17 protein-coding genes and 3 pseudogenes are annotated in these 22,931 nt (G+C 66.4%); 6 read left to right on the top strand and 14 right to left on the bottom strand.

What is annotated here, in order from left to right:
* Positions 1-58 precede the first annotated feature (58 nt).
* Positions 59-997 carry an SDR family oxidoreductase gene (locus ABT381_RS00370; protein WP_351585951.1) on the bottom strand — a complete coding sequence of 313 codons (939 nt, stop codon included), beginning with the start codon at positions 995-997 and terminating at the stop codon, positions 59-61.
* 252 nt (positions 998-1,249) lie between these two features.
* On the opposite strand from ABT381_RS00370, the gene ABT381_RS00365 reads away from it, so the two are divergent.
* On the top strand, positions 1,250-2,092 hold the full coding sequence (locus ABT381_RS00365) for a helix-turn-helix transcriptional regulator (protein ID WP_351585949.1): 843 nt from the start codon (positions 1,250-1,252) through the stop codon (positions 2,090-2,092).
* Positions 2,093-2,395: 303 nt separating this feature from the next.
* Here the strand turns inward: ABT381_RS00365 and ABT381_RS00360 are convergent, their stop codons facing one another.
* Positions 2,396-2,542, bottom strand: a complete 147-nt coding sequence (locus ABT381_RS00360) for a hypothetical protein (RefSeq protein ID WP_351585947.1) — start codon at positions 2,540-2,542, stop codon at positions 2,396-2,398.
* Positions 2,543-2,662: 120 nt separating this feature from the next.
* On the opposite strand from ABT381_RS00360, the gene ABT381_RS00355 reads away from it, so the two are divergent.
* Positions 2,663-3,151 carry a glutathione peroxidase gene (locus tag ABT381_RS00355; RefSeq protein ID WP_351585945.1) on the top strand — a complete coding sequence of 163 codons (489 nt, stop codon included), beginning with the start codon at positions 2,663-2,665 and terminating at the stop codon, positions 3,149-3,151.
* A gap of 743 nt (positions 3,152-3,894) precedes the next feature.
* Here ABT381_RS00355 and ABT381_RS00350 read toward each other — a convergent pair.
* The 3 genes from ABT381_RS00350 to ABT381_RS00340 are packed head-to-tail and all read right to left on the bottom strand — an operon-like array spanning position 3,895 to position 9,602.
* Complete coding sequence (locus ABT381_RS00350; RefSeq protein ID WP_351585943.1) at positions 3,895-4,929, bottom strand: hypothetical protein; 1,035 nt, start codon at positions 4,927-4,929, stop codon at positions 3,895-3,897.
* Between the two features lie 49 nt (positions 4,930-4,978).
* Positions 4,979-9,025 (bottom strand): nSTAND1 domain-containing NTPase, encoded by a 4,047-nt coding sequence (locus tag ABT381_RS00345; RefSeq protein ID WP_351585941.1) that lies wholly within the window; start codon positions 9,023-9,025, stop codon positions 4,979-4,981.
* Positions 9,026-9,050: 25 nt separating this feature from the next.
* Complete coding sequence (locus ABT381_RS00340) at positions 9,051-9,602, bottom strand: hypothetical protein (RefSeq protein ID WP_351585939.1); 552 nt, start codon at positions 9,600-9,602, stop codon at positions 9,051-9,053.
* A gap of 841 nt (positions 9,603-10,443) precedes the next feature.
* Between ABT381_RS00340 and ABT381_RS00335 the strand changes: the two are divergent.
* A pseudogene (locus ABT381_RS00335) lies at positions 10,444-11,214 on the top strand (transposase family protein).
* 117 nt (positions 11,215-11,331) lie between these two features.
* Here the strand turns inward: ABT381_RS00335 and ABT381_RS00330 are convergent.
* Both ABT381_RS00330 and ABT381_RS00325 read right to left on the bottom strand, forming a co-directional pair.
* Positions 11,332-12,048: pseudogene (locus ABT381_RS00330) on the bottom strand (transposase); the annotation flags it as partial.
* Between the two features lie 44 nt (positions 12,049-12,092).
* Positions 12,093-12,281 (bottom strand): hypothetical protein, encoded by a 189-nt coding sequence (locus ABT381_RS00325; RefSeq protein ID WP_351585937.1) that lies wholly within the window; start codon positions 12,279-12,281, stop codon positions 12,093-12,095.
* A 196-nt stretch (positions 12,282-12,477) separates the two neighbouring features.
* On the opposite strand from ABT381_RS00325, the gene ABT381_RS00320 reads away from it, so the two are divergent.
* Complete coding sequence (locus tag ABT381_RS00320; protein ID WP_351585935.1) at positions 12,478-12,795, top strand: hypothetical protein; 318 nt, start codon at positions 12,478-12,480, stop codon at positions 12,793-12,795.
* 1,270 nt (positions 12,796-14,065) lie between these two features.
* Here ABT381_RS00320 and ABT381_RS00315 read toward each other — a convergent pair.
* The 5 genes from ABT381_RS00315 to ABT381_RS00295 form a co-directional block, all read right to left on the bottom strand.
* Positions 14,066-14,869 carry a hypothetical protein gene (locus tag ABT381_RS00315; RefSeq protein WP_351585933.1) on the bottom strand — a complete coding sequence of 268 codons (804 nt, stop codon included), beginning with the start codon at positions 14,867-14,869 and terminating at the stop codon, positions 14,066-14,068.
* Positions 14,866-16,908, bottom strand: a complete 2,043-nt coding sequence (locus ABT381_RS00310) for a hypothetical protein (RefSeq protein ID WP_351585931.1) — start codon at positions 16,906-16,908, stop codon at positions 14,866-14,868. Before ABT381_RS00310 ends, ABT381_RS00315 begins: the two co-directional genes overlap by 4 nt.
* Positions 16,908-17,693, bottom strand: coding sequence for a hypothetical protein (locus ABT381_RS00305; RefSeq protein WP_351585929.1), 786 nt, complete (start codon positions 17,691-17,693; stop codon positions 16,908-16,910). The genes ABT381_RS00310 and ABT381_RS00305 overlap by 1 nt, the downstream gene beginning before the upstream one ends.
* 110 nt (positions 17,694-17,803) lie before the next feature.
* The gene (locus tag ABT381_RS00300; protein WP_351585927.1) at positions 17,804-18,538 is read right to left on the bottom strand and encodes a Crp/Fnr family transcriptional regulator; all 735 of its coding nucleotides are present in this window, start codon (positions 18,536-18,538) and stop codon (positions 17,804-17,806) included.
* On the bottom strand, positions 18,535-19,029 hold the full coding sequence (locus tag ABT381_RS00295) for a Pycsar system effector family protein (RefSeq protein WP_351585925.1): 495 nt from the start codon (positions 19,027-19,029) through the stop codon (positions 18,535-18,537). The genes ABT381_RS00300 and ABT381_RS00295 overlap by 4 nt, the downstream gene beginning before the upstream one ends.
* 403 nt (positions 19,030-19,432) lie before the next feature.
* Between ABT381_RS00295 and ABT381_RS00290 the strand changes: the two genes are divergently transcribed.
* Positions 19,433-21,178 (top strand): hypothetical protein, encoded by a 1,746-nt coding sequence (locus ABT381_RS00290; protein ID WP_351585923.1) that lies wholly within the window; start codon positions 19,433-19,435, stop codon positions 21,176-21,178.
* A gap of 257 nt (positions 21,179-21,435) precedes the next feature.
* On the opposite strand, the gene ABT381_RS00285 is transcribed toward ABT381_RS00290, so the two are convergent.
* Complete coding sequence (locus tag ABT381_RS00285; RefSeq protein ID WP_351585921.1) at positions 21,436-21,576, bottom strand: hypothetical protein; 141 nt, start codon at positions 21,574-21,576, stop codon at positions 21,436-21,438.
* 367 nt (positions 21,577-21,943) lie between these two features.
* On the opposite strand from ABT381_RS00285, the pseudogene ABT381_RS00280 reads away from it, so the two are divergent.
* A pseudogene (locus ABT381_RS00280) lies at positions 21,944-22,129 on the top strand (DUF1062 domain-containing protein); the annotation flags it as partial.
* 98 nt (positions 22,130-22,227) lie between these two features.
* On the opposite strand, the gene ABT381_RS00275 reads toward ABT381_RS00280, so the two are convergent.
* Entirely contained in the window at positions 22,228-22,833 is a 606-nt protein-coding gene (locus tag ABT381_RS00275; RefSeq protein WP_351585918.1) for a class I SAM-dependent methyltransferase, read from the bottom strand.
* Positions 22,834-22,931 lie beyond the last annotated feature (98 nt).

The following is a 22,931-nucleotide window of genomic DNA, read 5'->3' as shown; positions in this document are numbered from 1 at the left end:
CCCGGGTCGTCGGCGACGACCGACCGAGGCAGCGTCGCGGTGACCTTGACCTGGTCCGTCACGCACAGCGCACCCCGGTCAGCTCCTCGGACAGTTCCCACATGCGATGGGCGTCGTTCGTGCTGCGCAGACGGCTGTAGAGCTTCTGCTGCGCGGGTGGGCCGCCCAGGTGGCCCGGGCCGCTGGGGCCGTAGAACGCTCCGCGTTCGGCGTGCGGCGACGTGGCCGCGTACAGCGCGGGGAGCGGTGCGGTGCGGACCGTGCCGAGGAGGATGCCGCGGGCGGACAGGGCGCGGATGGCGCGTACGCCCCAGGTGTCCCGGGCGCGGCCCACTTCGGGGCGGGCGGCGAGCAGGTTCGTGGGGGCGACGCCCGGGTGGGACAGGTTGCTGGTGATGCCCCAGTCATTGGCTGCGCTGCGGCGGTCGAGTTCCCTGCCGAAGAGGCCGAACGCGATCTTCGACTGGCTGTAGGCGCGCATGCCGTCGTAGGAGCGTACCCAGTGCAGGTCGTCCCAGTTGATGGCGTTCCGGTTCGCCGCGACGCTGATCTGCGACGTCACGCGTGCCCGACCGGCCCGCAACAGAGGCAGCAGATGTGCGACGAGGGCGAAGTGGCCGAGGTGGTTGGTGCCGAATTGCAGCTCGAATCCGTCCGAAGTCGTCTGCCGCTGGGGTGGTGTCATGACGCCGGCGTTGTTGACGAGCAGGTGGATCGGGCGGTCGTCCGCCAGCAGAGTCCTGCCCAGCGCGGCCACGGATGCGAGCGAGGACAGGTCCAGCGTACGCAGCGACACGTCCGCGTCGGGGACCTGCGCACGGATCGCGTCGAGAGCCGCCTCGCCCTTGCTCGGGTTGCGGACCGGCAGGAGTACCTCTGCGGCGGCGGCCGCGAGGCGGGTCGCGATGCCGAGTCCGATGCCGTCGCTCGCGCCGGTGACCACCGCGCGCTTGCCGGACAGATCGGGGACGGTGATGTCGAAGTCGGTGCGTGGCATGGGTGAAACTCCCTCGGTGTCGTTGCTTCCACCGTGACCGAATCCGCAGACGTGGTGCAGGGCCTGCCGATCCCCTGATCCGGAGGCCGTGGATACGGCGGCCTCCTGCCGTTTACGCAGGCCAGTGCCGGTTGCCCATCAGACTGTGGCCGCCTTGGGTACCGGAGAGGGGGATCGACGGTCCGTGGCTGCGCCTCCGCAGCGGCGATAGAAAAGGGAGCGACACAAAGAGAGCACACAGGGGAGGGTCCAATGGAGATCGATCGGACCGGGTTGGCTGCCTTCCTCCGGCGCCGGCGGGAGCTGCTACAGCCCGAGGACGTCGGACTCCCACGGGGACAGCGCCGCAGGACCAGTGGCCTGCGCCGCGAGGAGGTCGCGGCACTGTGCCACATGTCGACCGACTACTACGCCCGGCTGGAACGGGAGCGCGGCCCGCAGCCTTCCGAACAGATGGTCGCCTCGATCGCACAGGGCCTGCATCTGTCCCTGGACGAGCGTGACCATCTGTTCCGTCTGGCCGGACACAACCCACCCGTCCGCGGCGCGGCCGGCGAACACATCGGCCCCGGCCTGCTGCGCATCCTCGACCGCCTGACCGACACCCCCGCCGAGATCGTCACCGAGCTCGGGGAGACCTTGCGCCAGACCCCGCTCGGCGTGGCTCTGACCGGCGACACCACCCGGTTCACCGGACCGGAACGGAGCATCGGCTTCCGCTGGTTCACCCTGCCGGCCACCCGCGCACTGTACGCGCCGCAGGACCATGCCCTGCTCTCCCGCATGTTCACGTCCGGACTGCGCCAGATCGCCACCCTGAGAGGCCCGGACTCCCGGGCGGCTCACTACGCCGACCTCCTCCTGAAACGCAGCGAGGAGTTCCGCAGCCTGTGGGATACGCACGAGGTGGGCGTCCGCCCCGCCCAGGTCAAACACTTTCTCCACCCTGAGGTCGGGCCCCTGGAGCTGAACTGCCAGACCCTCCTCGACCCCGACCAGTCACACCATCTGCTCGTCTATACCGCCACCCCCGGCTCCGAGAGCCACGACAAGCTGCGCCTGCTCTCCGTCATCGGCACCCAGACAGTCGGCTGACTCCGTCCCGGATGCGGTGTCAGACGCGCGGCGGAGGAACCAGCCACCCGGCCGGGCTCCTTGAGCGGCAACTCGGCGAAGTCCCACAGCCACCGGTCCGGGGTCGCGGCGGTCTCGATCGTCGCGCACGCCCGCACCGCCCACACCCCCGTCTTGATCCCTCCCGCCCAGGCGGCCGCTCGTGGAATCTCCCGTGCGCTGGGGTACCCATCCCCAGCGGCGGCGTCCACACGTCACGCGGAGCCGAACCGGCTCGGTCCACCTTGCTCCGAGGCGCCTGAGCCCTCCCCGCCCGCCGCCCGGTCACTCCTCGATAACCGAGGCCACTTGCTGCACTGGATGGACTAAGAAAGGTCGCCCCGCCAGCGAGATCTGCCGGCTGTCGGCCAGCGGATGGTGGGCCGACAGCACGGAGACCAAGGCCTCGGTGCGCAGCGGCGTGATGCTCACCCCCTCGATGGCGGTGCCCGCCCGTCCGATCCGGTGCGTAGGCGCCAGTCGAGGCGGTTCGGTGCGGTGCCGGCCGGCGGGACCGGCAAAATCCGAACGAGTGGCCCTAACATCTCCGGCATGTCTCTCTACAAAGTTCACATCGACGCTCTCCAGGGCGGTCCCTCGGACCTCGCCCAGTACCGGGGCAAGGCGGTCCTCATCGTCAACGTCGCCTCCAAGTGCGGCCTCACCCGGCAGTACACCGAGCTGGAACAGCTCCAGAAGAAGTACGCGGCACGGGGGTTCACCGTCCTCGGCGTCCCGTGCAACCAGTTCGCGGAGGAGGAGCCCGGAACACCCGAGGAGATCGCCAAGTTCTGCTCGTCCACGTACGGTGTCACCTTCCCGCTGACCGAGAAGGTCGAGGTGAACGGCCCCCGGCGGCACCCGCTGTACGCGAAACTCGTGCGCACCGCGGATGCGGACGGGCACAGCGGCGACATCCGCTGGAACTTCGAGAAGTTCCTCCTCGCCCCCGACGGCACCGTCGCCGCCCGCTTCTCCCCGCAGACCACCCCGGACTCCTTCGAGGTCGTAGAGGCCCTGGAGGAAATCCTTCCCGCCTGACGCCCTTGCTGGTCGGGGGCGGCCCCGCACCCGACCGCCGGACCGACGCCTACTCCCTGCCCCCGTCGTCCAGAGGCCAGGCCGTCATCACAGCCCGCCTGCTTGACACCGCGAGGGACATCATGTCGTTGTTGCCTGCGGGCCGTGTCGAGGCCTTCCGCCTGGCAAGCCAGGTCGCGGCAACGTTCTGGGTGCGGAGAAAACAAGTCTGGGCAGAGGGCTGCTCTCCCACGCCCCCCCCGGGACGTTTCTGCGGAGAGCGGCCCTGCCGGGGAGGCCATGGGAAGCTCCGGCCACGTAAACGTGGACGCCCTTGAACGGCGACGAGGGTGACAGGCAAGCGCTACTCCTTCACTGTCCGAGGGGAGGGCCTGCGGTGTGCGGAGAAGGCTGGCGGGGGGGGCAAGGCCGCGCCACTGCTGGGCTGGTCGTCGAAAACTCCGCCGCTCCGGCCTCCACCGTTGCATCAGCGACCTGACGAGCGTTAACGTCCACATTTCCCCGATACCGTTGTCCACCGAATCACGCAGGCGAAGTGTTCGGCGAATGCCTTGCCGATGTCGGAGGTCGCGCCGGTGACGAGAGCGAGCTTGCTCGTGAGGAAAGTTCCGGTCGACACCAGCCGCTCAACGATTCCCACCCGCAGCAGGCTAACGAACACACTAAATGAAATGATCTGCAAATAGTCCCTGCAATTCCTCCGAGAACGACTTGTTGGAGGCATACCTCCGCCGCAGAGGCAGTCACTCTCTGCCTATCACTGATGCCTGAGCGATATCCTGCGTGCGCAATTTTGCGTAGACCGCATCAAAAGTGAGGCCGCCGATGAATCCGACGGGGATCACGAAGAAGATGATGCGGCGGGCGGCTTCGCCGTTGAGAAGATCGGGAGTGGAGACCAGTTGCGCCGCGATGAATAGCAAAGCGGTGATGGCGCCGGCTACGGTGCCCAGTACCGTCGTACTGAGCCAGCTGTGTGCCTCATCGAAGGAGTTACGGATGATGGCGCCGCAAGTGGCGGACAACAGCGGGGCCGCTACCAGAGACGTGATGCTGCCCGGCGTTCCCGGCTGCAGTCCGTACGTCAAGGGGACGGTGGTCAACGTCCCCACCAGCAAAGCCAGGCCGACCGCCAGGCCGACCGCCGCGTTCCGGTCGGCCCGGCGCCGACGGCGAGCTTCCTCGTCCTGTTGCAGGGCCTGACGGCGGTGTTGGCCGACGAGACAGGACACCACGTCCGCAGCGGAACCGGGCCGCCAACCGGCAGCCGTGACGGTGACATCCTCCTCGGTGGCAAAGCCCCGTTCATGGGCGAAACGGTGCCAGACTTTTTCGGCCGCGCCGCCGAAGGCTGCGATCGGAGCGAGGGCAATGCGCCGGGACAAGGCGATCAGGCCGGCGGTGAAGGTGGATCGCCCACCGCCGATGAGGAGAACCGCATCGACAGAGAGCAAGGAGCGGTAGTAGCTCACTTCCCAGTCCGCCGACGCCTCGGGATGCATATCAAACGTCTCATCATGCTCTGCGAGTTCACGATAGTCCGTGTCGTCGCGACCGTAGCGGCCGTAGGTCTGGATGGAGCGCGGCCGCGCTCGTCCCGATGCTATGTACCCGCGAACCACGGCCGCTTCAATGAATGCTGCACGACCGGAGTGCACGACAATTCGGCAGTCTCGCAGAGCGAGTTCCTGGCCGATCTCCTCGGCTGCCGTGACCGCGAGGGTGGGATCACGCACCGCGGGCTCATAGCACCGCCCTGGGTCGGCGCTGCCGATCACGGCGACCAACATATCCACCCTGCCCCGCTCCCGTTCACAGCCGACTGCGTCAGTAGCGAGAGGCCGGTGCCTCCCGCGGCGCTCCCGGGCCGGACGGAAGACCCGGGCAGGTGCGCCGGTAATCGACGCCCGGTACGAACTGCTCCCATTCCGATGTCGACAGATTGCGGTTGACCAGCCGACAGCCGTATTCCGCCCACGCCGTGAAGTTCAGACGCCAGATCCTCGCGGTGTCGTCGGCGCCGGCGGAGGCGATCAGCGCGTCGTCCGGGCTGAAGGCGACCGCGAAGATCTCTCCCTGGTGTCCGGTCAACGCGGGGCCCTCCGGCCGTCCGTCCGCCACGTTCCACACTCGCACCGAGCCGTCGTTGCCGGCCGTCGCCAGCAGCCTGCCCTCCGCGTTGAAGTCCACGTCCGCCACCGCACTGGAATTGCTGGTGAGTGGCTTCCTCACCTGTTTCCCGGAGTCCGTGTTCCACAGCCGTACGGTACCGTCGGCGCTCCCCGTCGCGAGCAGGGCGCCGTCCGGGCTGAAGGCCACGGCAGTGATTTCGTTGGTGTGACCCCTCAGCGGCCGCCCATGCGGCGCTCCCGACGGTATGTTCCACAGGCGCGTCATCTGGTCGTTGCCGGCCGTCGCGAGCAGCTGGCCGTCGGGGCTGAAGGCCAGTGCGTTCACCGCTTCGGTGTGCCCGACGAGAGGCTCACCGAGGGGCTTACCCGTACGCACGGACCACAGACGCGCGCTGCCGTCGCCGCCCGCGGTGGCAAGCAGTTCGCTGTCGGGGCTGAAGGCCGCATCCATCAACATTTTCTGATGTGCCGTCAGTTTACGGACGTGCTGTCCGCGGGAGGTCACGTCCCACAGACGCGCCGTTTCGTCCATGCTGGTTGTGGCGATGAGCCGCCCGTCGGGGCTGTACGCAATCCTGTATATCGGGCCCTTGTGCCCCCGCAGCACACGGCCGAACGGTTCACCGGAGCCAACCCGCCACAGACGGGCCGTCGCATCGTCGCCCGCGGTTGCCAGCAGCCTGCCGTCGGGGCTGAAGGCGACGCCGTCCACATCCCCATCGTGTCCGGTGAGCGGCCGGCTGATCGAAGGGGTCTCGGCGAGCTCCCAGAGCCGCGCGGTGGAGTCCCAGCTCGTCGTGAGGAGTTGCTTGCCGTCGGGCGTGAAGACCACACGGTTCACCAGGTTCGTGTGTCCGACGAGCGGCTGTCCCTTCGGACGGTGCGTCGCCACATCCCAGAGCCGGACGGTGCCGTCGCCCCCGGCCGTGGCCAGCAGCCTCCCGTCGGGGCTGAAGGCCACGTCCCATACGTTGAGACCCTGGCGGCCCAGCGGCCGACCGTCCGGCTTTCCCGAGGCCACCCGCCACAGCCGGGCCCTTCCGTCGGAACTCCCCGCGGCCAGCAGCGTACCGTCCCGGTTCAAGGCCACCGCCCGCAGCCAGTCGTGGTGACTGCTGACGAATACCCGTGTTTGCCGCGGGTCTCCCGACCCCAGCTGCCACAGACGCGCCCTGCCGTCCTTGCCCGAGGTGGCGAGGAAGCGTCCGTCGCGGCTGAATGCCACGCCGGTCACCTCTGCCGTGCCGGCCGTCGCGACGCCCCGCCGCTTCCCGGCCGCTACGTCCCACAGCCGCGCAGTGCCGTCTTGTCCGGCAGTGGCCAGCAGCCTGCCGTCACGGGAGAATGCCACGTCCTGCACTCCGCTCCGATGACCGCGCAGGGGCCTCCCGTACGGCTCGCCCGTCGATGCATTCCACAGGCGCACCGTGCGGTCGAGGCTCACTGTCGCGAGCAGTGCCCCGTCAGGAGAGAAGGCCACGTCCATGACCGCACCACGATGCCCGGTCAGCGGCTTGCCACGCGGCTTTCCCGACGCGCGGTCCCACAGCCGCACCTTCCGGTCCCAGCCGCAGGTCGCGATCACCCTGCCGTCCGGGCTCACCGCTGCCCCCTGCACCTGACCGCCGTGGCGGAGCAATGTCGAGACGTGAGTGACCCGGGCCAGACCGGTGACGAGTCCTGCTGGAGGCTGCGGTTCAGGCCGGTCCGCACGGGCCACGCTGAGGCTTTCCAAGCCCACCAGGATGGCTACGTCGGGCCTGCTGCGTACGAGGGAATCTGACCGGAGCGCCAGGGCGTCGGCCTGGGCGAGGCGGGCGCGGGACTGGGCCTGTTGGTTGCTCATGTACGCGAGGCCGGCGCTCAAAAGGGTGAGAATCAGCAGGACGGCCAGGCTGGCCGCCAGACCGCGCAGCCGGCGGTTCGAGCGCCGCGCCGCATTGAGCTCACGTGTGGCCAGGGCCTGGCCGGCGGCCAGGAACCGGCTCTCGACGGGGGTGAGTTCGCCGGTGTGCTCGGCGGCCCAGTCCCCGAAGTCGGCCAGCCGCCCGCCGCGCAACAGATACGCATCGTCGCGCCCGCCGCGGTTCCAGTCGGCCGCCAGACGCTCCAGCTCCGAACGCAGCCGAAGCGACCGGCGAGAGTCATCGATGGCCTTTCGTAGCGGCGGCCACTGTCGCAGCAGAGCTTCGTGGGCCACCTCGACCGTGGCTTCCTCCGCCGCCTCGCGACCTGCCGTCCCCTCAGCCACGCCCCCGCCGCTTCCACTGGTGAGCAGGTGGGCGTCGACGAAGGCGTCCACCACCGTCGCCTCATCCCCACTCAGGGCGCTGCGTGGCAGGCGCCTTCGCGTCGGCTCCTCATCACCCTCGACCGTCGCCAGCTTCAGCAGCGTCGGCAGTACGGCGTCCCCGTGCCCGCGTCGGGTCAGGTCGTCGAGCAGCGCGTCGGCCCGGCCTTCCATGGCACCCACCACCCCACCCACCGCCTCGTAGTCGGCCGCGGTGATCATCCCTTCGGGGCCGACCCGGTCGTAGAGCTCGCGCAGGGTGTACGCCATCAGCGACAGCCCGTCACCGCCCGTGGTCTCCTCGGCGATGCGCTCGACCAGCCCCGGGGCGATCTCCACCCCGGCCCGGCGCGCAGGGAGGCCGATCACTTCGGGCAGCAGGGCCCGGCTCAGCGGTTCTATGGAGAGCGTCTCGTCGACCGCTTCCGTCAGCCCGGCACGCTCCGGGTCGGCGCTCAGGAATTCCGAGCGTACGGTCGCCACGACCCACAACAGGCTCTCCTCACTCAACGCGCCGCTCAGGAGCCGCAGGAACGACCGCCGCTCCTCGACACCGGTGCGCCTGATGAGCTCCTCGGCCTGGTCGATGACCATGAGGACACTGCGCCGTTCGCCTCCGGCGGCGCCCTCCTCCCCGGCCCTGCTGAGTTCGCCCACGAGGTCCACCAACGCGATGGAGCCCTGTTCCAGCCTCCTCATCACATCGTCCGCAGAACGCACCAAGCCATGGTTGCCGAACGCCAGGGCCAGTCCGTGGGCCAACTCCCGGGTCGGATACTGACCGGGCCGCATCGGCGGCAGTACCTCCCAGCGGCGGGGGCGTTCGTACAGGCGCGGCAGCAGCCCCGCGTGGAGCAGCGAGGACTTGCCGCTTCCTGAAGGGCCCATGATCGCTACGAAGCGTCCTGCGCCGTGCGCGAGCGTCGGCTGCAGCTGCTTCAGCAGCTCCTCGGTCTTGTCCGAACGCCCGAAGAAGACGGCGGCGTCCTCGGGCGCGAACGGACCGAGGCCCGGGTAAGGGGCGCGGGTGGGGTCCCAGGCGAAGGAGTCGGACGCCTTCAGCCCGGCGCGCTGCAGCCCGATGAGGAGGCGGTCGAGTGCGGCTTCCTCACCGTCCGCGAGGTCCACCCACTGAACCTCGGACAGAAGCTTGAGCCGTGCGGTGTTGTCGATGCGCAATGGGAAGACGGGGGTGCCCAACGAGCGGGCCAGAGCGACCTCGGCAAAGCACCAGGACGATGCGGTGGAAGCTTCGCTGGCCACGAAGACCACGCCGTCGGTTCTGCGAAGTTGGGTGTAGAGCTCCCGTTCCCAGGAGCGACCGGCCGGGATGCCCAGCTCGGGGTCGAAGTCGAGGAACAGCCCGGCGAACCCCGCTGCCTTGAGCCGGCCTGCGATCCGCTTCGCCACGGCCCGGTCCCGGCCGCTGTGGCTTATGAACAGGGCAACCACGGGTCAGCCGTTCCGGGTGCGTGGCTTACCAGCACTTGCCGCTCGGGATCCAGCACTTGCCGCTCGGGACGTACCAAGCTGCGTCTCGCGGCGGAACTCCCTGAGGGACATCCTGGGTGGCGAGAACCATCCAGTCGAGCGGGAAGTGACGGCTGCCATAGCTGCACCTGAACGTCTCCGCGGTCTTGATGCCCTGGTTATTCTTGTTCCAGACGCATTTGAAGTGATCGGGAGCAGCCAGATATTTCCATCCCGAGTAGTCGGGTGGCAGCGGCCTGTGATTTGTCTTATCCAGGTCCGGCATCAGGATGGTGGCCAGAAGGCGCGACTTCCCGCTTCCATCCGAACACCGATAATCATCAACAAGCTTATTGTTCTCCTTGTCGACGTACCTGCAGTCCAGGAAGTTCCGTGGCTTATAAGAATCCGAGAACATGGCGAACGAGCCGCTCATTGCCTGCCTGTACCTCTTGGCAGACGCATCGGTAGCCGTTCCCACAACGAGCACAGCACCAAGGACGCCGGCCAGCGGGAGGGCTAGAATCGTACGACGTTTATCAAACAATCTCCGGTCCATGATTGTGCCCTTCGCGATCGATGTGACGAGCGCGCGATAATCAGTTCGCGTGACAGCCGAGCGTACCCCTGCCGCCCGACAGGTCAAGAGAATGAATACTCTGCGCCATCCAAATAAAGAGCGCGCGCTGAAATCGGAAACTCACCCTCCGCACCTCACAGGTATTTCAGATAAATGCACCAACCTCCATCCCCGAACAGGACAGCACGCTGACCAGCGAAATACGGAAGACGGCTGTGTTACCTGTGCTACCTGGTGCCCCACTCCAGCGACTCCGAACGCACACTTCCTGTGCTCCACACCCAAGAACAAAGGAGTCGGTATGAGATTGCGTCAGCCGACGTCCGTACCGCAGGCTCGTCTCATTCCAAGAGTCACGATGTGACGTGCGGAGTGCCCGGCGTCAGGCGACTGTCGTGGACCGTCCACCGGGTGATTCCAGCGCCCGTAGGGCGGCAGGTGGAGCCACAGGCTCGGTACCACGATGCGACGGCATCCGCCCCGCCACGATGCATGTGCAGCTTGCCCTCAGCGGGCGGCGCAAGCGCCCCTCTGGATCTAGCCAATCGACGGGGAACAAACCAGTATATACGCCACGCATCGGGTATGAGGCGACGCACGGAAGAAGGGGCACTGTCCTAGGTGGCCTCCCAGCCCTGCGCGCTGCCCGGCCTCAGACACACACGCCACCAAGACCGGACTGGGGCCGGGTGCGTCGACCGGCGCCCGCATGTTCTCACCTGCCGGCCCCTCCCCCCAGTGAAGAAAAATGGCCTTGCGTAGGTCTCTGACCTTGCCTAAAGCGTGTTGCACAAGGCCGTGAACTGGGCATCTCCGGTGTATGAATGGGGTGTTGAGGGCCGATCGGTGTGGGGTGGAGACGTTCACCGGGCTGCGAGTGGATCAGTTCGGGCGGCTGCTGAAAGTGGTGCGGGAGCGGGGTGGCAACGGCACCCCGCATGGTTGATCATGGAGTCTTCCGCTGGCCGAACGCGTATTGATCGTCGCCGTGTACTACCGCACGAACCTGACCATGCGGCAGCTGGCGCCGCCGTTCGGGGTCTCCTCTTCGACCGTGTGCCGGGTGATCCAACGGCTGGGACCGCTGCTGGCGCTGGAGCCCATGACACGTCCCGGCGACACCGCGGAGCGGTTGTGGATCGTGGACGGCACCCTGGCCCCGGTCCGGGATCGACACATCGGCACGTCGTCGCGCAACTGCCGGTTCTCCGCGAACGTGCAGGTCATCGTCGACGCCGACACGCGTCTCGTGATCGACGCGGCACGGCCGGTGCCCGGCACCACGGCCGACGCTCACGCCTGGCGAGGCTCGGGCCTGGCCAACCACTGCCAGGGCGTCACGGTCCTCGGCGACGGGGCCTACCTCAACTGCGGCATGGTCGTGCCGCACCGCAAGCGCCCCGGCCGCGGGCTCCTCAAGGGCGAGGAGGATGACAATGCGGCGCACCGCAAGGTCCGCGCCCGGGTGGAGCACGTGATCGGCCGGATGAAGAACTACAAGATTCTCCGCGACTGCCGGCAACGTGGCGACGGCCTTCATCACGCCGTCCAGGCCGTCGCCCACATGCACAACCTCGCGCTCGCATCATGACCAGAGAACTGTCCTCACGAGCCCTGGCCTGCCCTAACGCGGCCTTGCACAAAACGCTTTAATGTCCCAACTGGCCGATACCACCGTCCGCCGAACCACGCAGGTGCTAGTGCCACATCAGGCAAGGTTCGCCCTGTCGACGACGGCGCGTAGGCGCTGGTCGTCGGCGTGGCGGTTTCGCCAGATGATGTAGCGGCGGATCATGCTGCCCTGCTCTTTGTGACTGGCGTGGTCAGTGACGTCGAGGGTGAAGTAGCGCAGGGCGGTGAGCTGGGCCTCGACGCGGTTGAGCCAGGAGCTGTTGGTCGGGGTGTAGGCCACCTCGACGTTGTTTGCCGAGGTGCCGACGCGCTGGCACTTCTTCGTGGTCAGGTGCGGGGAGAAGTTGTCGCTGACGATCGCGATCCGCACCTCTCGTGGGTAAAGCGTGCGGAGGTAGCGGCAGAACTCCATGAACTGGGTCCGCCTCTTGATCGGCTTTGTGTGGCCGTAGGGCTTGTCCTTGGTTCGGCCCAGGGCGGCGAACAGATGCCGGACCCCGCCGTAGCGGTTGTAGGCCGCCCGGCGCCATCGGCGGGGTCGCGGACGGGGCCCTTGTACTTGCCCGCGTTCGGCCGACTGGTCGGCTCGGGTGGGGCATCAGGTTGAGCGGCCCGAACCCGTCCATGCAGAAGATGTCTTCGGGTTCGCCGTCCTCGGCTATGACCTCGCCATCGGCGATCGCGTAGAGGTGCTCGACGCGGGCCTTTTGGCCGCATAGTCCGGATCGCGGGAGGTCTTCCAAGTCTTCAGACGTTGAAAGGAGACGCCTTCCTCGCGGAGCAGGATGCGCAGGACGCGCTCCCTCCGCTCTCGTTGCGTATATCGATGCCGAGCCATCACAGCATCGGCTGTACGGCGGGCAGCTGCATCAGGCGCGTGATGCCGGCGGCGACGGTCAGGGCGACGCCCACGCCCGCGGCGGTCTCGGGGATGCCGGACGCGTCGACCAGAAGGGGGAGCGCGGCGGCGAGACTGATGATGATCTGCACGACGGTGCGGGCGGCTCGGCGGGTGCGGTCGTTCACGGGTGTCCGTTCAGTTGGGGGTGGCGCCCGCAGACGCGGTATTGGCGGGCCGGGCAGGGCCGGTGTGCCTCTTGTTGCGGGATAGCCAATAAGTGGAAATGCCCTCACATCGCCCGAGAGTCGGCGGCCTGTGGATGACGCTGCGTGAGACGCTTCCGATGGTTCAACGCAATCAGTGGCCAACAGGGGGGGCACTATGACGAATCCGTTGGGACAGTTGCGCGACACCGCCTTCACCGCCTTGGACGGCAAGGTGGACAAGAACACGGTCTTCACTGTGATGACGGCTGAAGGGGGGCCGGATGACGTGGTAACTGCTCGCGCTCCGCAGGGCTTCCGCGTGATCAGCGGTGGTTTCAACTTTGGGCATCCGGAATTCTCAGCGAAGAGCAGCCATCCGACAGATGACGGTAAGGGGTGGGTCGTCGAAATGAAGCGGGAGAGTAATCTGAGCGAGGACGGCAGCTGGAGCAAGGCTGTCCAGGTCTACGCCGTATGCATCCGTATGTCCTAGCCCAGTTCAACGGGCTTCGCCGTCTGGTTAGCTACAAAATGGGCTTTTGACCTGCAAGCCGACGCCTCATTTCTGTTATGCGATGAGGCGTCGGCAGTGCCGTGACTACTAATTCCGCATCAGGCAACGTTCGCTTCTCCGGACGTTGCCTGATAGTCGGTATCCGGTCGTAGGAACGGAACTGAGGCTGCCAGTACTCCCGTAGGGTGCTTGGGTGTTCAATCGGCTTGAGATCAGTGTGTTGCCACCAGGCCCCCGATGGGCCGCCCAGTTGTCTTTCCGGATCGATGGCGAGGAAGTAGTAGCAGCCTCGATCGGAGAGGGAGGCCGCGGCCCGTTTGCCGAGGAGGCATTGCCGGCCGATGGCCAGGGCCCCTCTGGGCAACCGGCGAGGGACAACGTGTAGTGCTGGGTGAGCCCGAGTGCACGGACGGATGCTGCGGCTACCTGTCCGTGTTCGTGCAGCGTCACGGCGGGACCGTGGAGTGGTCTGACTGGCAGGTGCCCGTTGATGAGGCGCGCCCTCCGATTTTTCACTTCGACGCTGATCAATACGACGCCGAACTGACCCGCGCGCTGACAATGTCTGCTTCGTGAAGGTTCGCCGCGTGGACGTTTCCTTGCGCGGCGACCGGGTCAGAATGATCACGTGGCTGGGCGTGTGCAGGTTCGTGAGATCGATGGTGACGAGGGTCGGCGGTTGCTGCGGATCATCCGCCGGGGCACTGGCACCCAGTACGTTCACCACCATCGCCGACGCTGGACGGGCAACGACCTTCCGTCACCCACCGGCGCGCCGGCGAAGCGTGTTGACGGCCCCAATACGCCCACGGCACCAGCAGCCGCTCCACACCAGGTGACGTCGCCTTCCAGCAGCACCGCCAAGCAAGGAACCAGGCGGGGTCAAAATGACCTCACAGGCAGTGCCGTCGAGTCGGGATCGGACCCGGCGAAGCCGCGGACCCGGTAGGCGGTGAGATACCCATCCGCATTTGAATCGCGGCGAGAGCGCGCTCGGCTACCAGGTCGACCCTCCGGGACAGCCCAGCATCCCGGCCGGATGGCTCCATGCGGTGTTGCTACGTCGCTTCGTCGGATGTGTCCTCGACAAGGTGCCCGTGATGCCGATACACCATTTCGTCGGGATGGCGTGTCACACGGGCCAGCCGCCAGGCCGCGTCGTGGGATATTCGACCGCGTTCCTGAGCACGGATCCGTAAGGCTAGGAGGCTGGTTGCCGGATCGAGCAGCCAGCGCAGGGCCGGTAGCTTCATCGGGCTGCGCCCGCCTTAGCCACTGAGGATGGCTCTCCCTCTCCCCCGTCGTCGCGGCCACTTCCGGGCGAATCAGCGGTTGACGGTTCTTCCGGCGCCAGCCAGTCGATCGCGTCGTTCCATCCCATCTGGTCCAGAACGGTACGCACTGTGGTGGTGAAGCGCGCATGTTGCCCTGGTTTGTCACCCAATTTCTCCCAGACGTACATGAGCGTTTGGGCGATGCGTTCGGCCTTGGATTGGGTGTCGTCGGCCGCACCGACCAGCGGAAGGATCTTCTCCTTGAAGACGTCCCAGTCGAGGGAGTCGAGATCGTCCAGGTGGCGGTCGAGCCACCAGATGCGTGTGGCGTCCGGTTTGTCGAAGACCACTTGCCTGAACCGTTCTCGGCGTTCGTCTTCTTGCGCAAGCTGGAGTGCCACTTCGCGCAAGGCGTCTTGGTATCTCTGGGCCCGCCCCGCATCTTGCTCGGTGAGCATCAGGGTGATATGCGCCTTCAGCCAGAGGCCAGGGATGTTCTCAGGGGTGTGCCAGTGCGCCACGGCAAGCGTGAGGCGTTCCTGTGCGGTGGTGAGCTGTTCGGGCATGTGGCGCTGGGTGATGCCGCGGCCGAGTTCGTCCAGGGCCAGTCGTGCGGCGGCCCGCGCGGCAGCTGTGCTGCCAGCCTTAACGAGCGTGTGTGCTCGGTAGGTGAGTGTGCCACGGGCGCAGAAGCGGATGCCGGGCAGGCTTGTGGGCCACTGGGTTCGGATCCGACTGCGCCGACGGCTCCACCACGGGCCGGGTCCGTCGATCGTCAAGGAGTCGATGCCCCCTCGGACGTCCGGTAGCGGTAGGCGGCCCGTTCCAGGACCTCCCGCCAGAACGGATCGATCGCCGACTCTTCTGTCACCATGAGCCCGTCGAGGCCGGAGCGGCGGCTGGGTGGGGTGAAAATGTCCGCGAGCAGGTCCAGCACTGGTTCCCGGAGCTCGCGGTCGCCCTGGAAGCGTTTTTGCCACCGGGTCAGTTGCCTGCCGACCGCCTCCACAGCGGCGTCGGTGGACAGCAGCTTCCGCCAAGCGCAGACGAGGCGCAGGCGGGCCTCGGGGGTGGGGACATCGTTCAAGATAAGATCTGTTCCCTCGTCGCTGGAGACGAGAGCGATGAACGCTCGCAGCGTCTGGCGTTGCACAGCCTCGTCGGCTTGTTCGCTTTCGGCGTCACTGAGCCATTGATCGACGGCTTTGCGCACCTGCTCCGGGTTTTGCAGGGCGAGCTGCTGGAAGGCGTGGACGACCATCTCGGAGCCGAAGTCCTTGTGGCCTGCCGCCTTGCCTAGACGTGTCAGTGCGAGAGCCGGCTGGTTGATTCCCCAGGTGCTTGCGCAGATCTCGATGACGAGGTCGACTTTGTTGTCAGAAGGGGCCTTGTTGTCCATCCACTGACGCAGGCGATTCCTCACGTAGCGGCCGAACTCGGCATCCTCTGCTGCTTTGGTCAGGGCCTCCACGGCTAGGCGCCGTCGGGGGCCTTGTAGGTCACTGGCCAGCCCGTCGAGGACATCCCGGTCGTGGCGATGGACCGCCAGCTTCAACAGCGCAGTAGTGACTCGGCGGGCGTCCTCTTCCGGGATGGTGCGGTCTGCGGCAATGCCGATGGCCCATGTGCGCAGAAGTTTGTGTTGGGTGGGGAACTCGTCCCACAGATGGCGCAGGATGGCCGCGGGCAGGCCTTCCATATTCTTGTCGTGAAAAGCGCGGTCCCCGTTGCGGGTGATTTTTGCGGCGTCCAGTCTGCTTGTTGTCGTAGCGTCCGTCAGGACGTTGGCGGGGTCGCGCTTGAATCCGAGTTGGGCCAGGAGGTCGTCGGCTGCCTTGATGACGGACTTGCGCTGCCCTCCGTGTAGCAGGGCGCCGGCCCAGACCGTGACCCAGGTGGACAGCAGCTGTGTGTCGCTTTCTCTCGCCCGGTTCCTTCCGAGGAGATTCTCGACTTCCGTGTGCCAGTCACCGAACTCATCGACAATCCCCTGGATCTTCTCTGGACCGGAGGCGCGCATGAGGCGGTCGGCCAGGCGCCACGCAGCACGCGCGGATGGGTTGGCCTCCCAGATGTCAACAAGCTCCTTCCTGTCCAACCATTCCACACGGTCGCCGCGATAGTGCCCCCGGAATTCTGCTGTGACGAGGGCCTTCGCGTCCGGAGACTCGAGCCGGACGGTGAAGGGCATCGTGGGTTCGACCCAGTGACCATGCCAGTCGGCGGGCGTGGCCAAGATCACCAGGAAGGAGTTGTTCTTGCGCAGCTCCGCCCCATAGCCGACCAGGTCGGTGCCCAGCCGTTCGCCGGGGTTCTCTGTGAGGTCGGAGAGGTCGAGGATGTATCCCGTACCTGCCTCTTTCGGCAGGGGGCGGACCGAGGGCTTGGACCATTCCGGGTCGAGGTCAAAGATGGCCTGCGGAGGGGGGGGCACCGTACGCAGCAGACGTATGGCAGCCGTGTGTCGCCCGGTGCCCTGGGCTGCGCAGAGCACGATGATTCCGTATTTGTCCAGCAGTGCGGAAGCTTCCACCCACTGGTCTGCGTTGCGCGGCGGGACAAATCGGCTGTCATGGCTCGCCTTGTAGTCGGCGTCACTCTCGGTGATGGGAATGGGGACCGCTTGATCGCCGTTCAGGTGCAGGTTGTATGCTTGAATGCCGTGCTCGCCGGAGTGAGCGAAGTGCACCGAGCGGGAGGGCGACTGGCCGTTTTTCGGCGATTGAAGGGAGCCTGTGGGTTCGTTCGGTTCGGCGCGTTCCGCCGACGGTGAGGTGGGCTCCGCACGGTCTTGCTGACCTTGCTTGTCGTCGATCATCACTGCCCCCGTCCAGCGCCGAAGTGGTTGTATGCCTGAATGCCGTGTTCGCCGGAATGGCTGAAGCTCACCGTGCCCAGGGCGGGAGAAGCCGGCTGAGGTGATGCTCCGGGGGCAGGGGGCAGCTGCTCAGTAGCCGCGTCTGTGCTGTCGAGGGGTTCGAAGATATCCGGGTCCGCGAGCCGCCAGTCGAAGCCGGGGATGTGGACGTACGCCGGCTGCCGGAACTTCTTCACCTTCACCAGGTGTCGCATGAACTGGTCGGGCAAGACGTCTCCGTTGAGGCAGCCGCTTTCGAAGACGTCCTCATAGACGCGCTGCGAGATGATCACTGCGGTGTTGGTGATCTCCGGGTTCGCGCGGTTCAGCAGAGTGCGCAGTGCGTCGTCGTCCAGGAGTCGGTGGGTGTGCACCATTGGTACGCCCAGACCAGTGTGCGGCAGCGGGCCGACATGGATGCTGACCCTGAGCTGCAGGGGGGTGCTGGCGGGGGCATCAGCGCGTCGACGGGCCAAAGCCTGCCGGAGGGCGTCGGGGAAGCAGCCCACCAGCGCGGGCAGAACCTCTGGGTCCATGCCGGCAACGTAGCTGTCGCCGGCATGCTGGCCGAACATCCGCCGCTCCCAGTGAGCGCTCACGTTACTGACGCTGAGCGCCTGGGACAGCAACGGTGGGATATCGGCGTTCACCTGTTGCATGCCCTTGCTGTCCAGCGCGCTGAAGTTGCGGGCGTCCACGGCCAGCACGGCCCGGTAGGGCCACAACGGTTCCCATGACGGCAGCATGTGCCGCTCCTCTCGTCGGGTGGTGTGTCGCGAAATCGCGGCCAGTGCCACCTTCGTGGAGCAGTAGGGATCAGATGGTCCAGCATTGGACGGTACGAACGTGCCCTGTGTCACATGGCGGATGGGTCGCCCTGGCAGCCGGTATCACCCGGAAGCTGCTTCTCGTCCCGGGCGGCGGCCTTGAGGTGGGCTACGTCGTTGATGATCAGGTTCCGGCGTCCGAGTGTGAGGACACCGGCCACCTGAAGCTGGCTGAGAGCATCAAGTGCTGATGAGCGGCTCATGGACGCCATAGTGGCCAGCTCCGTCCGGGCCATGCCCAACTCGACGACCAAGCCGTCGTCGCCGTAGGTAGAGCCGATTTCGTCCGCGAGATGACTAACAATTCGGGCCATACGTGCCACGCGTGGCAGGTGCGCGAGGTCCGCTCGCAAGCGTTCGTGGCTGTTCAGCCGTTCTACGGTCAGCTGATACACCACCGCCTCCAAACGATGGCGCTCTACGTAGCCGCGAAAGGCGTGAGCCGGCAGAACAAACCCTGTACACGGATAGACCGCGGTGACGGTGGCCGAGCGTGGGCGTCCGAGTAAGGCGCCCATTTCCCCGAGAACTTCTCCTGGTCCCCGCAGCGTCAGCGTCAGCTCGTCCCCCCACTCATTGCTCTGGGCCACCTTCACCAAACCTTCGACCAGCGCGATGACGGCGTCCGGCGACTCTCCTTGACGCAGCAGCACGGATCTACGCCCGAACGTTCGCCGACGCCCGCGTTCTACAAGGTCGCGCCATACGTCGGCGGATACCAGGGACCGGAAGTTCATCAGCGTCCTGCCTTCCTGGTATGTCATCCGGCCACGGCCGCGAGAGCGAAGGCGGTGCAGCCCGCAACTGCCAACATGAGTGACCATTGCACGCGGCGGTGCTTAGTCCAGGCGATCTCGCTCATCACCACCAGTTGCCGGGACAGAGGCGGCAGCGGATCTTTGCCCCGGAGGATGGCCTCGAGGGCCGTCGGTTCCAAGTGCCGAACATGGCCGAAATATAGGAAGTCATCGTCATGTTCCGGCCCCCGCCGCTCCTTGCGGAGGTTCGGCGAGATGGCCCAAGCCGCGCAGCTTGCTCCACTGACCATGAGCAAGACGCCACACCACAGCAGCAACTGTGATGCGCCCGAGTCGAGACCACCCGCCGCTCGCCGGGAACTGGCCAGGATGCCTAAGACAGCCAATGCCGTGGACTGCATGGTCAGAGCAAACGAGGCCTTCGAATCGGCCTTGGCCGTCAAATCCGCAACCGCTGCTTGAATCCGCCACGCAATCTCTGTCGGCTCGCCCGCCATCGACCTTCCCCCCCTCAGCCCCAGGCAGGGCATTCACCTGCCGGCTCGGGCAGAAGCCTTGACCGTGCACAAGACCCGAAAACCTCACTTAGAGCACTTTGGCCGGGAACGGACACCCGTACGTGAAGCAACTAGCCTGCAGAAAGGGCCATCTCCGGCGCGCACGGGCAACCGCGATCAGCGAGGCCGCCCCGTTCGCGCCCCGCAAGCGCCTGACGCCGGAGGCTGGGACACCGCACCGAGCAGTTCTCACACACCATCGATCGACCAAGCTAGTGGGCCGACTATCAGCCGTTCAGACGCCTGCATCCCAACGAGGACGACACCCGCACCTTCGGCTTCGCGCCGCCGAAGATCGTGACGGGTACACGCTGGACAGTCGCGGACGGGCACCATGGTCAGGGTGACGACCACACCACCCGTCCATTGGAATCCGGCCTCGCAGCGCTTGTGGCAAGCCGTACGCGACGGCGAGGTTCTCGACTTCGCCGGCGCGCGGCCCGAAGGCACAGCACAAGACCCGGGCTCTGTGCGCCCAGAAGTCCCTGCCGAGGTTATCGCCACTCTTCTGCTGCAGCCCCCTGCAGCAGAAGACAGCGCCATACCAAGGCTGCAGTTGGTCGGAGCGCACATAACCGGCTGCCTTCATCTGCAATACGCCACGGTCGAGATCCCCTTCTCCCTGGTCGACTGCCATTTCGACGCGCCGGTGGAGCTCGCTGATGCCTCGCTGCGTGCGGCGGACTTCAGGGGCTGCCACATACCTCACCTGAGCGCAGACCGACTGCGTGTGGACGGTGATCTGACGCTCACCCGGCTGATTAGTGGAGGGATCTCCCTCTTCGGCGCACAGGTCAGAGGCGATCTGTGGCTGACTGCCGCCCACATCGCAGGGAACGGCTCCGGCTATGCCGTGAACGGGCCGCAGCTGCGCATCGACGGCGGCTTGTATGCCCACTCCGTTCACGTGACGGGCGGAGTGAACTTGTGGGGTGCCCATGCCTTCACCATCGAGGTCAGCCATGCCCACCTGACCGGGGAAGCGCGTCCGGCGTTCCGCGGCGATGGCCTGCACCTCGTTCAAGACCTCCGTTGTACCGATCTGCTGGTCGACGACGGAGGCATCCATCTATTCGGCGCGACGATCGGCGGCCAGTTCTGGCTGGTCAATGCCGATGTACGTAGCAGCACCGGGTGGGCCATCGCCGCTCCCACACTCACCGTCGGTGGTGGTTTCTACGCTCACGGTCTAACCGTCGAGGGGGGTATCAATCTCTTCGCCGCCGTCATCGGGGAATCCATAGAACTCACTGCCAGCACACTCCTCCCCTACCGCCGGTATGCACTTCGAGCTCCTGACGCCCGCGTGGAAGCAAACATCACTCTGGGCGACGCGACGCGCATCGTTGGCGACATCGTCCTTACGCGTGCCGAAGCCAAAGGCACACTTTCACTTACCGAGACGACGTTCTCCGAGGCAACGACCGTCGACCTTGAACGCGCCACCCTGGGAGCGCTCAGCATGGAGTCCCCCCTCTCACCACCAGCAACGCTCGACCTGAGCTCTGCCAACATCACTGCCATTACCGATTCTGCGCACTCATGGCCCTCACACATTGCGCTGACCGCGCTCACCTACCAGGCCCTCCGCCCAGTGCTGCCCGCCAGCCACCGTCTGGCCTGGCTGCACCGTGGCACGGATTACCACCCTCAGCCCTATGAACAGCTGGCTACCTACTACCGGCAACTGGGCCACGACGAAGACGCCCGGGCAGTACTCCTGGCGCAGCATCGACAACGACGACGCAGTCTGCGCGCGCCGGCCCGGTTGTGGGGATACGTGGAGGACGCCACTGTCGGGTACGGCTACAGACCGGGGCGCGCGCTCATATGGCTCCTGGCGCTAACCACGGTTGCCGCCACAGCCTTTTCCTTAACACCGCCGCGGCCGACCCAATCCGACGGCCCAGTTTTTCAACCAGTCGTCTTCGCTCTAGATCTCATCCTGCCCGTTCTCGACCTCGGGCAGGAAAAGGCGTTCACCCCGGTCGGCACCACTGCCTGGATTTCCTGGGTCAGCTCCCTCGTAGGCTGGTTACTCGGTACCACCGTCATCACCAGCATCACCCGTCGACTCACCCGCTCCTAGAAGCTCACAACACCAGGCGCCAGGCCTGAAACCGGCAGGTCATCGGCAGCGCCTGGCAGCAGCGCCGAGATAGCGTGATGATCAACGACAAGCAAGCGTTGTTCCCCTTCTGCAGGGAAGGGCCTGTCACAGACTGGACGGCGAGGCCACGCCACCGCTGGGCTGATCGTCGGGAGCTCCATCTAAGCCACCACCGATTGCATCAGCACCCTGACCTGTACTAACGTCGCGACTCACCAATACCACTGTCCGCCGAATCACGCAGGGGCCAGGTTGGCGACGCCGCCGTCCTCGGCGACCGTCGACACCCACGCGATCGGCCGCGGCACGACCGTAGCGGTCAACACCCGATAGAAGTCGTTGCGGGACACCGTCTGAGGATCGATCTCGATACGCATGATCGCCAGTATCCCCAAGGACAACCCCGCAGGCTAACCGCCAATCGACGGCACCACCCAACCCGCTTGAGCTGCGCGTAGCGGGTCGCGTCCGCGGGATGGGCGCGCAGTGGTCCCGGAAGATCCGCTGGTTCCGGGTAGGCCGGCTCTCCCGGGTCACCACATGCAGGATCACGAACAGCCCAGGTACCACTGCCCGGAGTGCATCGATGGCGGTAGCGGCCTGGGGGGGGCCGGCTCGGGTCATCGTCGGCTACGTGGATGCCGCTGGGCTCTGACACGGCCGTCATCGCCGCGACACCGGCGGATCGGATCACCTGGACCGTGGATGGGGTCTTGTCTCCATTGCTCGGGCGAAGCCGAGAGCTTAGGGAAGATCGACGTCTCGGTCCGTTTCACGGCGCGGATCGTGGTCCGGCCGGTGAGACTGATCGCTGAAGGTTGCGGTCCTTCGCGGGCCGAGGGCGAGAGGCTGATCACGGAGGGAAAGCTCGTTTCGGCATGCCGGCTGAGCGGCAAGCTCTCCGGCGACTTCGCCTTCACGCTCGAGCGCTGTGCCCTCCCCCGGGGCCAGGGGCCTGTCCTTGGGGCGCATCGGACACAGAGAGTAGGCACTCAGGGCTGCGGATGCCGAGCGGTTCTCACCGGTTCTCACCGGCGGTGGACGCTGACGGCGTAGCCGCCGCCGTCGTAAGGGTCGGCGTTCCAGGTAGCGAAGCGGTCAACGAGGGTGAGGCCGGCTGCGGCGCAGTAGTCGTCGTACTCCGACAGCGTGATACTGGGCGGCACAGGGAGGTGGGCTGCGTCCAGGCCGAAGCCGGCGACCATCAGACCGCCCGGGCGCAAGGCCGCGGCCAAGCGCTTGACCACCGTGGCCTCGGTGCCGGCAGCGAGCAACGGAAAAATGTTGCCCGCAGCGACCACGAGATCGAAGTCCCCTGCGATGCCGAGCAAGTCCGGCTCGAACTCGGCCAAATCGGCCTGGAACCAGGGCAGGTCCGGCGCCTGCTCCCGCGCCACTGCCAACATCGACGCATCGAGATCCACGCCGACACAGTCGTACCCGAGCTCCGTCAGCCGGATCATGACCCGGCCCGTGCCGCACCCGGCGTCCAGCACCCGCGCTCCGGCAGGCACGAGAGCCGCGCAGAGCCGCGCCTCACCGTGCACGTCCTTGCCGCTACGGGCCAGCGCCGCAAACCGTGCGGCGTAGTCATTGCCGGACGTTTCCCCGGTCAGCTCCTGCCAACGGCTCATGAGACCAACTATAGATCGCTGCGACCGACTCTCCCCTGCCTCACCAGGCATCCTGCCCCTCTCCTCCGCCCGATTCGGGCAGGTGGGGCGGCCCCCGC

Origin of the sequence: Streptomyces sp. NPDC000151, from assembly GCF_040301705.1 — a bacterium.
Lineage (GTDB): Bacteria > Actinomycetota > Actinomycetes > Streptomycetales > Streptomycetaceae > Streptomyces.
The sequence above is the reverse complement of the archived record's forward strand: the minus strand, read 5'-3'. Positions and strand labels throughout refer to the sequence as shown.

Coding starts and splice junctions, on each gene's coding strand:
- ABT381_RS00300 (WP_351585927.1), bottom strand. CDS start 18,538: ATGACATACCAGGAAGGCAGGACGCTGATGAACTTCCGGTCCCTGGTA.
- ABT381_RS00295 (WP_351585925.1), bottom strand. CDS start 19,029: ATGGCGGGCGAGCCGACAGAGATTGCGTGGCGGATTCAAGCAGCGGTT.
- ABT381_RS00320 (WP_351585935.1), top strand. CDS start 12,478: ATGACGAATCCGTTGGGACAGTTGCGCGACACCGCCTTCACCGCCTTG.
- ABT381_RS00355 (WP_351585945.1), top strand. CDS start 2,663: ATGTCTCTCTACAAAGTTCACATCGACGCTCTCCAGGGCGGTCCCTCG.
- ABT381_RS00305 (WP_351585929.1), bottom strand. CDS start 17,693: ATGCTGCCGTCATGGGAACCGTTGTGGCCCTACCGGGCCGTGCTGGCC.
- ABT381_RS00275 (WP_351585918.1), bottom strand. CDS start 22,833: ATGAGCCGTTGGCAGGAGCTGACCGGGGAAACGTCCGGCAATGACTAC.
- ABT381_RS00365 (WP_351585949.1), top strand. CDS start 1,250: ATGGAGATCGATCGGACCGGGTTGGCTGCCTTCCTCCGGCGCCGGCGG.
- ABT381_RS00285 (WP_351585921.1), bottom strand. CDS start 21,576: ATGCGTATCGAGATCGATCCTCAGACGGTGTCCCGCAACGACTTCTAT.
- ABT381_RS00340 (WP_351585939.1), bottom strand. CDS start 9,602: ATGGACCGGAGATTGTTTGATAAACGTCGTACGATTCTAGCCCTCCCG.
- ABT381_RS00370 (WP_351585951.1), bottom strand. CDS start 997: ATGCCACGCACCGACTTCGACATCACCGTCCCCGATCTGTCCGGCAAG.
- ABT381_RS00310 (WP_351585931.1), bottom strand. CDS start 16,908: ATGATCGACGACAAGCAAGGTCAGCAAGACCGTGCGGAGCCCACCTCA.